General features: G+C 68.6%; 14 protein-coding genes and 1 pseudogene. 10 read left to right on the forward strand and 5 right to left on the reverse strand.

Translation table 11 applies throughout. The features are described 5' to 3' along the window. Positions 1 to 4: 4 nt before the first annotated feature. Positions 5 to 1,000 carry a CobW family GTP-binding protein gene (locus RPX00_RS00400; protein ID WP_406636299.1) on the forward strand — a complete coding sequence of 332 codons (996 nt, stop codon included), beginning with the start codon at positions 5 to 7 and terminating at the stop codon, positions 998 to 1,000. Here RPX00_RS00400 and RPX00_RS00405 read toward each other — a convergent pair. Continuing rightward, positions 961 to 1,359, reverse strand: coding sequence for a RidA family protein (locus RPX00_RS00405; protein ID WP_406636301.1), 399 nt, complete (start codon positions 1,357 to 1,359; stop codon positions 961 to 963). The genes RPX00_RS00400 and RPX00_RS00405 overlap by 40 nt on opposite strands. A gap of 61 nt (positions 1,360 to 1,420) precedes the next feature. On the opposite strand from RPX00_RS00405, the pseudogene mtnA reads away from it, so the two are divergent. After that, positions 1,421 to 2,370: pseudogene (gene mtnA, locus RPX00_RS00410) on the forward strand (S-methyl-5-thioribose-1-phosphate isomerase). Positions 2,371 to 2,598: 228 nt separating this feature from the next. Here mtnA and RPX00_RS00415 read toward each other — a convergent pair. Then, positions 2,599 to 2,814 carry a ferredoxin gene (locus RPX00_RS00415; protein ID WP_406636303.1) on the reverse strand — a complete coding sequence of 72 codons (216 nt, stop codon included), beginning with the start codon at positions 2,812 to 2,814 and terminating at the stop codon, positions 2,599 to 2,601. Positions 2,815 to 2,818: 4 nt separating this feature from the next. Beyond that, positions 2,819 to 4,009, reverse strand: coding sequence for a cytochrome P450 (locus RPX00_RS00420; protein ID WP_406636305.1), 1,191 nt, complete (start codon positions 4,007 to 4,009; stop codon positions 2,819 to 2,821). Positions 4,010 to 4,132: 123 nt separating this feature from the next. On the opposite strand from RPX00_RS00420, the gene RPX00_RS00425 reads away from it, so the two are divergent. Continuing rightward, complete coding sequence (locus tag RPX00_RS00425; RefSeq protein ID WP_406636307.1) at positions 4,133 to 4,864, forward strand: class I SAM-dependent methyltransferase; 732 nt, start codon at positions 4,133 to 4,135, stop codon at positions 4,862 to 4,864. A gap of 51 nt (positions 4,865 to 4,915) precedes the next feature. Next, positions 4,916 to 5,668, forward strand: coding sequence for a maleylpyruvate isomerase family mycothiol-dependent enzyme (locus tag RPX00_RS00430; RefSeq protein ID WP_406636309.1), 753 nt, complete (start codon positions 4,916 to 4,918; stop codon positions 5,666 to 5,668). Between the two features lie 3 nt (positions 5,669 to 5,671). Here the strand turns inward: RPX00_RS00430 and RPX00_RS00435 are convergent, their stop codons facing one another. Continuing rightward, on the reverse strand, positions 5,672 to 6,070 hold the full coding sequence (locus tag RPX00_RS00435) for a hypothetical protein (RefSeq protein ID WP_406636311.1): 399 nt from the start codon (positions 6,068 to 6,070) through the stop codon (positions 5,672 to 5,674). Continuing rightward, positions 6,067 to 6,579, reverse strand: coding sequence for a MarR family winged helix-turn-helix transcriptional regulator (locus RPX00_RS00440; protein ID WP_406636313.1), 513 nt, complete (start codon positions 6,577 to 6,579; stop codon positions 6,067 to 6,069). Before RPX00_RS00440 ends, RPX00_RS00435 begins: the two co-directional genes overlap by 4 nt. 87 nt (positions 6,580 to 6,666) lie before the next feature. Between RPX00_RS00440 and RPX00_RS00445 the strand changes: the two genes are divergently transcribed. The 6 genes from RPX00_RS00445 (at position 6,667) to RPX00_RS00470 (ending at position 12,871) form a co-directional block, all read left to right on the forward strand. Next, the gene (locus RPX00_RS00445; RefSeq protein ID WP_406636315.1) at positions 6,667 to 8,106 is read left to right on the forward strand and encodes an FAD-dependent monooxygenase; all 1,440 of its coding nucleotides are present in this window, start codon (positions 6,667 to 6,669) and stop codon (positions 8,104 to 8,106) included. Further along, the gene (locus RPX00_RS00450; RefSeq protein ID WP_406636317.1) at positions 8,107 to 9,525 is read left to right on the forward strand and encodes an MFS transporter; all 1,419 of its coding nucleotides are present in this window, start codon (positions 8,107 to 8,109) and stop codon (positions 9,523 to 9,525) included. A gap of 127 nt (positions 9,526 to 9,652) precedes the next feature. Beyond that, a complete protein-coding gene (locus RPX00_RS00455) occupies positions 9,653 to 10,879 on the forward strand; it encodes a cytochrome P450 (RefSeq protein WP_406636319.1) in 1,227 nt (408 codons plus the stop codon). A gap of 72 nt (positions 10,880 to 10,951) precedes the next feature. Then, on the forward strand, positions 10,952 to 11,518 hold the full coding sequence (locus RPX00_RS00460) for a TetR family transcriptional regulator (RefSeq protein WP_406636321.1): 567 nt from the start codon (positions 10,952 to 10,954) through the stop codon (positions 11,516 to 11,518). Positions 11,519 to 11,558: 40 nt separating this feature from the next. Continuing rightward, positions 11,559 to 12,485: an aminoglycoside phosphotransferase family protein gene (locus RPX00_RS00465; RefSeq protein ID WP_406636323.1), complete on the forward strand. Its 927-nt coding sequence runs from the start codon at positions 11,559 to 11,561 to the stop codon at positions 12,483 to 12,485. Positions 12,486 to 12,616: 131 nt separating this feature from the next. Then, positions 12,617 to 12,871: a hypothetical protein gene (locus RPX00_RS00470; protein ID WP_406636325.1), complete on the forward strand. Its 255-nt coding sequence runs from the start codon at positions 12,617 to 12,619 to the stop codon at positions 12,869 to 12,871. The last annotated feature ends 12 nt before the right edge of the window (positions 12,872 to 12,883 follow it).

Raw genomic sequence — 12,883 nt, forward strand, 5'->3', positions numbered from 1 at the left:
CAGCATGACCAAAATCCCGGTGACGGTACTGACCGGCTTTCTCGGCTCCGGCAAAACCACGCTCGTCAACCACATTCTCACCGCGAACCACGGACACCGGATCGCGGTTATCGAAAACGAGTTCGGCGACATCCCGATCGACAACGCGCTGGTGCTCGGCGGCGACGAGAAGATCATCGAAATGAGCAACGGCTGCTGCCTGTGCTGCACCGCACGCACCGATCTGATCGAAATCCTGCAGTCGCTGCTGCGCCGCCGCGAACGGTTCGACCGGATTCTCATCGAGACCAGCGGCATGGCCGACCCGAACCCGGTCGCGCAGACGTTTTTCGTGGACGACGAGGTGTCCGCCGCCTTCGCACTGGACGCGATCGTGACGCTGGTCGACGCGCGGCACGTCGGCAGCCACCTCGAAGAGGGCGAACACGACGGCGTCGGCGGCCAGGTGAGCAACCAGATCGCGTTCGCCGACCGGATCGTGCTCAACAAGATCGACCTGGTCACCGAGCCGGAAATCGAGGAGCTGCGCGCTCAGCTCCGTTCGGTCAACGCGACCGCGGACATCATCCCGTCCAGCTACGGCAGCGTCGACCTGGACGACATCCTCGGCATCAACGCCTTCGACCTGAACCGCACCGTCGCCGCCGACCCGGACTGGCTCGAGGACGAGTCCCACCACCACGATCCGACGCTGGAATCCGTCTCGCTGGAACTCGACTACCCCCTGGACCGCGCCGCGTTCGAGCAATGGCTCACCGCCCTGCTGGCCGAACGCGGCGACGATCTCTACCGCTTCAAGGGAATCCTCGCCTTCGACCGCCGCACGGTGCTGCAAGGCGTGCACCGGATCTACGAACTAACCGACGCCGGCGACGGGGATGCCGCACCACCGATCAGCAAGCTCGTCCTCATCGGCCGAAACCTAGACCGCGCGGAGCTGACCGACACAGTGTCCCGCTGTCAAGCGAGCGCTGCGGTCACATCCAGTTCGACAAGCTGACCCGAAAACCCCAGACAGGTCACGCCGACGAGCGTGCTTGCCGTGGTGAACGCCGCCGCGATCGAGGAGTTCACGAACCGCTGCCACACCGCGGAGAGGGTCGGCTCGTCGGAGGTGGCCACGTAAATCACCGTGCGCACCACGTCCTCCGGGGTCGCGCCAGCGTGTGCGAGCGCGACCTCGGTGTTGGCGACGACCTGGTCCACCTGGGCAAGCACGCCGCCCGGCACGACCTCGCTGTCGACCGTCAGCGGACATTGCCCAGCAAGATGCACGGTGCGGCGCGCGTCGACGGTGGTCACGTGGTGATAACCGGGTGTCGGATGCAGGGAGGGCGGGTTCTGCCGTTGAATGGTCACGGGCGGATCGTCGCTCATCGCGGCGGCGGATCGCCACGGGATTTTTCGACCGGGAGGGCGTATGCGCAGAACCATCGACTGGGCCGACGGGGCGATCGTGATCGTGGACCAGGTCGCCCTTCCAGCCGAGTACCACACCCTGACGCTACGCACCGTGACCGAACTGATCAACGCGATCCAACGGCTCGCCGTACGCGGGGCACCAGCCCTGGGCGCGGCCGGAGCACTCGGAGTCGCACTAGCTGCCTACCAAGGCGGAGATGTCCAAGCGGAGGCCACCCGAATCGCACACGCCCGGCCAACCGCAGTCAACCTGGCCTGGGGCGTTTCCCGAGCACTAGCCCAGCTACCCCACGGCCCTGACGCGGTGCTGGCCGAAGCACAGGCGATGCTCGACGAAGACGAACAACGCAACCGAGCCGCATCAGCACACGCAGCGGAGATCGTGCTGGACTCATGCCCACGCAGGCCATTGCGGCTGCTCAGCCACTGCAACACCGGCCACCTGGCGACGGTCGCCTGGGGAACGGCACTCGGCGTCGTCTGGCACCTGCACGCCCGAGGCTTGGTGGAATCGGTACTGGTCGACGAAACCCGGCCGTTGCTTCAGGGTTCCCGACTCACCGCATGGGAACTAGAGCAAGCCGGAGTGCCATACCGAGTACAAGCGGACGGAGCAGCAGCCGCAGCAATGGCACGCGGACTGGTGGATTGCGTCCTGGTAGGAGCGGATCGAATCGCCGCAAACGGGGATGTGGCCAACAAAATCGGCACCTACGGACTAGCCATCGCAGCCGCACACCACAAAATCCCGTTCGTAGTAGTAGCCCCAACATCCACAGTGGACACATCACTGGCCACCGGCGCAGACATCACCATCGAAGAACGAGCAGCCACCGAGCTGACGGAATTCGCACCCCCGGCGCAGCAGCCTTCAACCCAGCCTTCGACGTAACCCCCAACGCACTAATCACCGCAGTAGTAACCGAAAACGGCGTGTTCCGCCCGTAGCCGGTCCGTGAGGGGCCCCTTCACGGACGTAGATTCCCTCAAGGAGTCCTTCACGGACCGAAACCGCCGCCGATGCACTCACCTAGCGAGGCACCCAGCCCCTCCCCCGCACCCCGATACGAAGCCGCCCTGCGGTCGGTGGGTGTTTGTCAAGGCATCTTTCCCGCCTTGACAAACACCCACCGACCGTCAGCACAATCAGGCTTCGGGGTGCCCCACGCAACGCCCCTACGGCCGAGGCCCCACCACCTCAACACCATCCCGCACCAAAATCGCCATAGCCGGACAAGAATCCGCCGCATCCAACACCGTCTCATCCGGCTCAACAGAGCCGACGACAGCACGCGCCGCGGAACCATCCAACACAAACACCTCAGGCATCAACGAAGCACACATCCCACTCCCAATGCACACCCCGCCATCAACCTCAACAGTCCAACTCATCAACTCACCACCCCACCGGCATAGACCGAGGCCCCCGAACCAACATCTGCGTCTTCCACTCAATATCCCCAGCCAACCGCAACCCAGGCAATTCCCGAGTCAACGCCCGCAACGCCTCCTGCAACTCCAGCCGAGCAAGCGGCGCCCCCAAACAATGATGCACCCCGTGCCCAAACCCAAGATGATGATTCTCCCCCCGATCCAGCACCAGCTGATCCGCCGCACTGAACTGCAGCCGATCCCGGTTAGCCGCCCCCACAGCCACCAGCACCGGCTCCCCTTGGCGCACCAGCACGTCGCCGACCTGGACATCCTCCACCGCATACCGGGCAAACCCGGCCCCAGCCCCCAGAGGCACGAACCGAAGCAATTCCTCCACCGCGGTCGGAATCAACCCAGGATCAGCACACAACCGCTCCCACTGCTCATGCTCATCCAGCAACGCATACACAAAGTTGGGAATCTGGCTGGCAGTAGTCTCATGCCCGGCGACCAAAATCCCGACGCACAGGTCGACCAGCTCCAGCTCAGTAAGCCGATCCCGAACATCCCGAGCCTCGATCAGCGCAGTCATCAAATCGTCCTGCGGCTCGGCACGGTGCTCAGCGATCAACCCAGCCATGTACGCCCGCAGTTCCTCACGGCTGCGCTCTGACTCCTCCGGCGTAAGCCGCGTAGTCGACAAGGCAGCATCGCTCCACTCGCGGAACTGCGGCCGGTCCCCGACCGGGACGCCAAGCAGTTCGCAGATCACCGCGACCGGAATCGGCAGCGCATACAGGTCGACCAGGTCAGCCGGCTGGCCATGCTCGCGCAGCTGGTCGATCAGCTCGTTGGCCAGCCGCGCGACCCGGGGCCGCAGTTCCTCGACCCGCCGCGCGGTGAACGCCTTCGCGACGAGCGTGCGCAGCCGGGTGTGATCCGGCGGGTCCATCGACAGGATGCCGCCCGGACGGCGGTAGTCCGACATCCGCGGCTCGTCGCTTTCCTGTGCCAGCGCACGGGAAAACCGCCGGTCGCCGAGCACCAGACGGGCGTCGGCGTAGCGCGTTGCGAGCCAGGCGGCCTCGCCGTGCGGCATCTGGACGCGGATCATCCCGGCGCTCTCGCGAGCGGCGGTGTAGGCCTCGTTGAGCGCGAGACCCGCCTCCTCGTTGAACGGGTAGGCGAGCGGTTCGGTGTGCGTGGTGGTCATGCCAACGACTCCCCGGGTCCCTTTGTAAGCAGGTGCTTACATGCCTACACCCGGGGTTGGCTGCCCGTCAATCCGCCAAGAGCTTCCGGAAAACCCCGCGACATCCGCTCTAGGCTCAACCCAATGACTTCCTCGTGGACGAACGAAGCCGCTATCCAGCAGTGGGACACCGCCAGCACCCGGGAATCCATGGAAGCGACCGCCGAGCGCGGCGACTTCGCGAAGCAGCATCTGGTCAACCCCGTCCTCCTCCGACTCCTCGGCGACGTGCGCGGCCGGAGGGTGCTGGACGCGGGCTGCGGCAACGGGTACTTCAGCCGGATTCTCGCCGCGCGTGGGGCCGAGGTGACCGGGGTCGAGCCCGCGACGAGCCTGATCTCGTTCGCACGGGAGAAGTCTGGGGACGATATTTCTTACCTGCAGGCGGATCTCACCCAGTTGCCGAAGCTGGAACCGTTCGACGCGGTCGTGTGCAGCATGGTGTTGATGGCGATTCCCGACTGGAAGCCCGCGATGCGCGCCTGCGTCGAGGCGCTGCGGCCGGGCGGGCTGTTCGTGTTCGCGATCGTCCACCCGGCTTTCGAGGAGTTGTTCGGCACCTGGCGCGAGTACGGCGAGTACCGCCGGAAGGAGTACCTGGCGGAGTACGAGATCGTCGGCGGCGACGCGTCCGACTTCCATCGGCCGCTTTCCGCGTATCTCAACGAGGCGGCCGCGCTCGGCTGCCGGGTGCGCGAGGTCGTCGAGCCGGGGCTGGATCCCGAGGTGGCCGAGGCGAACGGGATCGAGAGTTATGTGCGGATGCCGAACTTCCTGATCGTCGCTGCGGAAGCCGGCTGCCCGTCCGGCCTATAACCGGTTCCCGAAAGGCCCAGCCGCGGCCGCTTTGTCGATAGCGTGGGTCGTATGCTCGATTACGGCCTGGATTTGTCCGAAGTAAACCGCGAAGTCGCATTGACGGATCTGCTCGCCGAAGGCGACGACCTCGACGCGGTGGCAGCCGCGGAACCCGACTGGTCGAGACCGACCCCAGCGAAGGGCTGGACGATCGGCCACCAGATCGCCCACCTCGCGGCGGCCGACGCGAACGTCCTCCTCGCCATCCGGACGCCGGAGAAGTTCGCCGCGGTCCTCGACGAGGACGCCGACGTCGTCGCGGCCGAGGGAGCAGCACGGCCGCGCGAGGAACTGCTGGACCAGTGGCGCGGCGGACGGGCCGAAGTGGCGGCGGTGCTCGGCGAGATCCCGCTGGACCAGGCGTTTCCATGGTACGGATCGGAGGCCACCGCAACGCTCCTGGTGCCGCTTCGGCTGTTGGAAACGTGGGCGCACGGGCAGGACATCTACGACACCGTCCGGGTCGAGCACCGGCCGACCGACCGGCTCAAGCACATTGCCGCGCTGGGTGTGGCCGCGCGCGGGCTTTCGTTCTACGCCGCCCGGCTCCCGCTGCCAACCGAGCCGATCCGGGTCGAGCTGACCGGCCCGGACGGCACCGTCTGGACGTGGGGCCCGGAAGACGCCGGGCAGCGGATCCGGGGCAGCGCAAGGGATTTCTGCCTGCGCGTCACCCAGCGTCGCGCCCTGTCCGAGACCGCGCTGGCCGCGGTCGGCGAGGACGCGAAGACGTGGCTGGAGAACGCGCGGGTCTTCCTCTGACGGCTAGCGACGTTTGGGCCGGAGCAACGCGACGCCCACCGTCAACGCACTCGTCGACGCCACGTGGATAGCCAGCGCCTTCCGGTTCGGCGCCCACACCCCGGTCGTCGGGCCGCCCGACCACATCGCCGCCACGAAACCGCCCGCGGCACAAGCCATCGCACGCCACAACGCCGGCGACCGACGCGCTCCGGCCGCCAATCCGCTGCCCACCGCACCGAACGCGCCCGCGGTGATCAACGCTTCGCGCGCCATGTGGTACTGCACGTGACCTTCGCCGTGGCGGACCTCCGGTGCGCGGTAGCTCGGGTCGGTGATGTGCGTGACCGTCTGCCACACCGAAGGCATCGCGGCGGCCACGCCCGCGATAACCGCCGCCGCGCCAAGGGTTTCCCGCTTCATTGAGATTCCTTCCCCTTGAGGTGATGCGAAACCCGCCGCAGCGCGTCGTTCACCACGTCGATGGTTTGCTGGTCGAGAACGTTCGCGATCTCGCGTTCGATCTCGGTCTTGAGCGCGAACGACGCGAGCGCCTGCCGTTTGCCCTCCTCGGTGAGCGACACGAACACCGAGCGCCGGTCGCCGGGGTCCTTGTCGCGGCGGACCCAGCCGCGCGATTCGAGCCGGGTGATCCGGTGCGTGACCGAACCCGAGGTCAGCTCGACCGCGGTCATCACCTGCCCCGGCGTCAGCCGGTGCTCGGGCGCGCGCTTGAGCGCGGCGAGCATTTCCAGCTCCCACAGTTCGATCCCGTGCGCGGACAGTTCGCGGCGCATCGCGAGTTCCAGCTGGTGCGCGACCCGGCGCAGCCGGTAGGACAGCGATTTCGCGCCCAGCACGCTCTCGTCGCCGCCACCGCGCCGGACGGCGTCGACCAGGTCGTCGACCGCGTCCCGGGAGGGAGTGTTCACCGGCACGGCCCTTTCTCTCGACATCAAGACAGTGAGATAATACCTTGACGTCAAGAGAGTTCGCGAGGCGAGCGACGGAGGGGAACCATGGAGATCGAGGTCGCAGTGATCGGCGCCGGGCCCGTTGGCATGGCGGCGGCCGCGTTCCTGCACCGGGCCGGGGTGGCGGTCCGGGTGTTCGAGGCGAATCCGGACCGGGTGTGGCAGTCGAGGGCGACCACGATCCACCCGCGCACCCTCGAACTCTTCGATGCGCTGCCGGACGAGCGAGGGTCGCTGGCCGCGCGCATGGTCGCCGAGGGAAACCCGGTGCCCGCCACCCATTTCGCCGCTCTGCCGAACCGGTTGAACTACACCCGGCTCGACACTTCGTTCCCGTTCGTCCTCCTGCTCCCGCAGCCGGAGACCGAGCGGCTGCTCGCCGAGCATCTCGCCGAACAGGGCGTCGTGATCGAGCCCGGGTGGAAACTCGCTGACCTGACGCAGGACGAACAAGGCGTCACCATCGTCTCGGAATCCGGCGACACCCAGCGGGCCGGCTACGTCGTGGGCGCGGACGGCGCGCACAGCGCGACCCGGCACGCGCTCGGTCTGGCTTTCCCCGGGACTCCCGCGTCCACCATGGGTTTCCTCGCCGACGTCCGCCTCGAACGTCCACCCGCGCAGCCGCACAACTGGGACCACGAACGCGGCTCGTACAGCGCGCTTCCGCTGCCCGGCGGCATCTACCGCATCTTCGGCCACGAGCCCGGCGACACCGGCCTCACGCCGGAAGAAGCCGCGCGCCGCCAGGCCCGCATCCCGGACGAAGCCGAGCTGCGCGAAACCCTCAAACGCCTCGCCGGCGACGATTTCGGCATCACCGAGGTGATCTGGGCGTCCCGAACCGGCGACACCACGCGGCACGTCGAGCAGTACCGCGCCGGCCGGGTGTTCCTCGCTGGCGACGCCGCGCACGTCCACCTTCCGGCGGGCGGCCAGGGGCTCAACGTCGGCGTGCAGGACGCGGCGAACCTCGCGTGGAAGCTCGCCGCGGAGGTGCACGGCCGCGCGCCGCGCCGGATCGTCGACGGCCCGCAGTCCTACGACGCCGAACGCCGCCCGATCGCGGCCCGGCTCGCGGCGAACACCCTCGCCCAAGCCGCGCTCATGGTCACCTTCACGCCGGGCGGAAAAGCGTTGCGCGACTTGATGTCCGACCTCATCGGCCGCGACGGCGACACCGCGGACGAGCTGCGCGGCTGGCTGTCCGGGCTCGATGTTTCCTACGCCGAGGACGACGGTCTCGTCGGCCGCCGCGTGCCCAATCTTCCGCTCGCCGACGGCCGCACGCTCCACCGCGCGCTGTCGCCGGACCGTCTCACTCTCGTCCTTTTCGGTACCACCGTCGCGCCGGAGGCCGAGAACGTCGTGCGCTCCACCCGAGACTGGCACGGCTTAGCCGCCGTTCTCGTCCGCCCGGACGGGCACGCCGCCGAAGTGTGGACAACGGACGAAAACCTCACCACCGACTGGACGGAGCACTGAATGGGAGCCGACACCGCACGCGGACGCTTCGGGATTCTCGCGATCCTGTGCTCCAGCATCCTCGTCGTCGCGATGGACAACACCATCGTCAACGTCGCGCTCCCGGTCATCCGCACCGATCTCGACGCGTCGATCAACGGTCTGCAGTGGACGATCGACGCGTACACGCTCGTGATCGCCTGCTTCCTGATGCTCGGCGGGGCCACCGGAGACCGGTTGGGGCGCAAGCGAACCTTCATGGCCGGGTTGGTCCTTTTCGGACTCGGCTCGCTGCTGTGCAGCCTCGCCCCGTCGATCGGCTGGCTGGTCGCCGCGCGGATCGTGCAGGCGCTCGGCGGCGCGATGCTGAACCCGGTCGCGATGTCGATCATCACGAACGTCTTCGCCGACCCCGGCGAGCGGGCGCGGGCGATCGGGGTGTGGGGGTCGATCGTCGGCATCTCGCTGGGCGTCGGCCCGGTGCTCGGCGGCGTGCTCACCGAGAGCATCGGCTGGCGGGCGATCTTCTGGGTCAACGTCCCGGTGGTCGTCGCCGCGCTCGTGCTGACCGCGCGCTACGTGCCGGACTCGCGCGCACCACACCCGCGTCGGTCGGATCCGGTCGGCCAAGTGCTGGTGGTGGTGCTGCTCGGTTCGGTGGTGACCGCCGCGATCGAAGGCGAGCGGCTCGGCTGGGGTTCGCCGGTGATCCTCAGCTTCGCCGGAGTCGGCGTGCTCGCCTTGCTCGCGTTGATCCGCTGGGAGCTGCGCCGCCGGGAACCGCTGGTCGAGCTGCGGTTCTTCCGGAGCGTGCCGTTCTCGTCGGCGACCGTGAGCGCGGTGTGCGGGCTCGCCGCGTTCGGCACGTTCCTGTTCCTCTCCCCGCTTTACCTGCAGGACGTGCGCGGGCTGTCGGCGCTGCAGTCCGGCCTGATGCTGCTGCCGACCGCCGTGGCCGCGACGATCGCCGCGCCGCTGGCCGGACGCCTGGTCGCCCAGCGCGGCGCGCGGATCCCGATGCTGACCGCCGGGATCTCGATGACCGTCGTCGCCGTCGTGCTCACCACCGCGTCCGCGACCACGCCGCTGTGGCTGCTCGCGATCGCGTACGGCGTGTTCGGCATGGGGTTCGGGCTGCTGAACCCGCCCATCACCAATGCCGCGGTGAGCGGCATGCCGCGCTCGCAGGCCGGGGTCGCGGCGGCGGTCGCGTCCACTTCGCGGCAGGTCGGGCAGACCCTCGGCGTCGCGGTCGCGGGCACCATCCTCGCCGCCGCGGCCACCCCGCTGACCGGCTACGCCACCGCCTGGTGGACCGTCGCGGGCGGTTCCGCGCTCACCATCGCGCTCGCCGTCCTCGCCACCACCGCGCGGGCGCGCGCGGGAGCCGAACGGGTTGCCCGCCGTTTCGCCGACGAACCGATCGCCGAACCGGTCTAACCGCTGCGGGGAGAATCGGGCAGAGCTGTGGTCCTTCCGTCGCCTATCCGGGGCGATCGCGGCACGGCGGGGCGGACGTCTCCAGAGTGGAAGGTGCCCGCACCGTCGGAGGAAAGGCACCGTCCGCATGCCGCACGAGACCCCGGCACTCCCGACCACCCACCCTCTGGCTCTCCCGACCGAACGCACCGCTGGCTGCCCCTTCGACCCGCCCGCCGGGTACGCCACGCTGCGGGAGGCCGCGCCAGTGTCGCGGATCCGCTGCCCGGCCGGGTTCGACACCTGGCTGGTCACCCGCTACGACGACGTCCGCGCCGTGCTCGCCGACCCGGCATTCAGCTCGCGCGGGGCCTCGTCGGCGCACGTCAAACCCGATCTGGACCCGTACGCCGACGTCGACCCCGGTTCGATCATCCAGCTCGACGGGGCGGAGCATTCCCGGCTGCGCAAGATGGTCGTCGCCGAGTTCACCGTCCGGCGGGTGGAGCGGCTGCGCGAGTACGTCCGCGAGCAGGTCGACCGGCATCTCGACGCGATGCTCGCCAAGCCCGGCCGCACCGACCTGGTGCAGGACTTCGCGCTGCCGATCCCGTCGCTGGCGATCTGCGAGCTGCTCGGCGTCCCGTACGCCGACCGCCAGCTGTTCCAGCACCAAAGCAGCCTGCTGGTCAGCACCGGCCTGGAAGCGGGCGCCTCCGCACAGGCCTACCACGAACTGGCCGGCTACCTGGGGAAACTCTTCGCCGGCAAACAGCAGGACCCGCGGGACGACCTGTTCAGCAAGCTGATCGTCCGGGCCGAGGCCTCCGGGGAACCGCTGGATCTGGACGAGCTGATCATGCTCGGGCTCAGCCTCCTGGTCGCCGGGCACGAGACCACCGCCAACATGATCGCGCTCAGCACGCTTCTGCTGCTGGAACGTCCGGAGCAGCGCGCACAAGCCCTCGCCGACCCGCCGCGCGCGGTCGAGGAGCTGCTGCGATACCTGTCGGTGGTGCAGTTCGGCGTACTGCGTTATGCCACCGAAGAGGTCAAGGTCGGCGACCAGACGGTGGCCGAGGGTGACTGGCTGATTGCCGCGCTGAACTCGGCCAACCACGACGAGGACCGCTATCCGCGCGCCGACCAGCTGGACTTCACCCGCGAATCGCCCCGGACGCACGTCGCCTTCGGGTTCGGCGCGCACCAGTGCGTCGGGCAGCAGCTCGCCAGGGTCGAGATGCAGGAGGCGCTGACCGCGTTGTTCCGCCGGGCGCCGGACCTGCGGCTGGCGGTGCCGAAGGAATCTTTGGCGTACAAGCACAACGCGCTCGTCTACGGCGTCGAGGAGCTGCCGGTCGCCTGGTCCGCGTAGTTCGCCCGGCCAGACCGCGGCCCGCCGGGTTAACCTCGTCGCGCACACCAGCGCATACCAGGGGGAAACCGGATGGCCGCGGACCAGCCTTCGCGCAAACGCGACGCCACGGCCACGAAGGCCGCGTTGCTGGACGCCGCGGCCGATCTGTTCGCCGAACGCGGCTTCGACCGCACCACGGTGCGCGACATCGCGAACCGCGCCGGCGTCAACCAGGCGCTGCTGTTCCGGTACTTCGGCAGCAAAGACGCGCTGTTCGAGCACGTGATGGCGCGCGGCGGGCTGGCCCAGGTCGAAACGACGCCACCCGAGCGGCTGTTCTCCGCGGCGCTGCGCAGCCTCCTCGAGCGCGACGACGCGGCGTCCCGCTCCATCGAGACCTACCTGCGGTCGTCCGGCACCAATCGCGCCGACGAAGCGCTCCGCGGGCAGCTCGACGCCGAGTACACCCGCGCGCTGTCCGGGCTCACCGACGCGCCGGACGCGGAACTCCGCGCCGACCTCGCGATGGCCTGGCTGCTCGGCATCGGCCTGGTCCGCTCGATCACCCGCAAGGAGCCGCTGGCCACCGCGCCCGCGGACGAGATCGAACGGCTCATCGGCCCAGCCGTGCGCACCTTGCTCGAACGCAGCCGGTAATTCGCTACGCCGGGTCGTCGCCCACGGTTACCTTCAGCGCATGTTCCCGCCCGCCGCCACTGCGGCCGAGTTCGACCAGCTGACCCGCGACGGGCTCTTGCCCGCGGTACGTGACCTTCTCCGCACGCTCGGCGAGCCCGGCGAACCGGTGCCGTTCGCCGACGGTTCACTGCCGGTGTACGCCGTCGGCGACCAGCTCGTCCTGAAGCTCTACCCGCCGGTGTACCTCGACGAGCTGGCCACCGAGCGCACGATGCTCGAAGTCCTGCACGGCAAACTCCCCATTCCCACTCCGGGCGTCGTGCACGCCGGAACGCGCGACGGCTGGGGTTACGTCGTGATGGAACGGCTGCCCGGGCGCACGCTCAAGCAGGTCTGGCCGGAACTGTCCACAGCGGACCGGCTGGCGCTCGCCCCGAAGATCGGCGAGGCGCTGTCCACTTTGCACTCCGTACGCGATCCGGCGCTGTCCGTGCTCGGCCCGCCGGACTGGGCCGCGTTCCTTGCCGGGCAACGCGAAAAGCTGGTCGAGCACCACCGCAAGACCACTTTGGACGAACACTGGATTGCCCAGCTGCCGGAGTTCATGAGCACGGTCGACCTGGGCACGCCGGAAACCGTGCCGTTGCACACCGAAGTCATGCGCGACCATCTGATGGTCACCCGCGACGGGGATGGCTGGCGGCTGACCGGCCTGTTCGATTTCGAACCGGCGATGCGCGGCGCGCCGGAATACGAGTTCGCGGCGGTCGGCCTGTTCGTTTCCGGCGGCGACCCGGCATTTCTGCGGCGGCTTCTGCTCGCTTACGGTTACCGTCCCGCCGACCTCGGCCCGGACTTCTCCCGCCGCTGCCTCGCGTACACGCTTCTGCACGTGTACAGCAACTTCCGCTGGTACCTCGACGTGCTCCCGGCGCCGCCGGAACCTACTTTCGTATCCCTGGCGCGGGCATGGTGGGGCGTATGAGGGGTACCCCGAGATTACCCCGCGACATACCCCCGTAAAAAGGAGTGAAATACGCGACAACCCGGCAATCGCGACGGACACTGGAACCGTTCCCGGGGTACACAGGGGCCGGGACAGAAGGAGGGACCGCCGTGACTGCCGAGCTGAACCATCGGGAGCGGGCCACCCTGCGTGCCGTCGCCGAAGGGCACGCGGAAATCAGCTGCAGCTGCGAACCGGACTTGTTCGTCGACGGGCTGAGCTGCTGCGACCAGGGCACCGTCCGCGACCTCGTCCGCAAGGGGCTGATCGCCCGCGCCGAGGACGGAGAATGCGGGGAACGGGTACGCGCGGTGCTCACCGAAGCCGGGGCGCGCGCGTTGGGCGGAAAGCCTGTGGCAGCTTGATCTTCGGGGGCA

Source organism: Amycolatopsis sp. WGS_07 (assembly GCF_045278895.1).
GTDB lineage: Bacteria > Actinomycetota > Actinomycetes > Mycobacteriales > Pseudonocardiaceae > Amycolatopsis.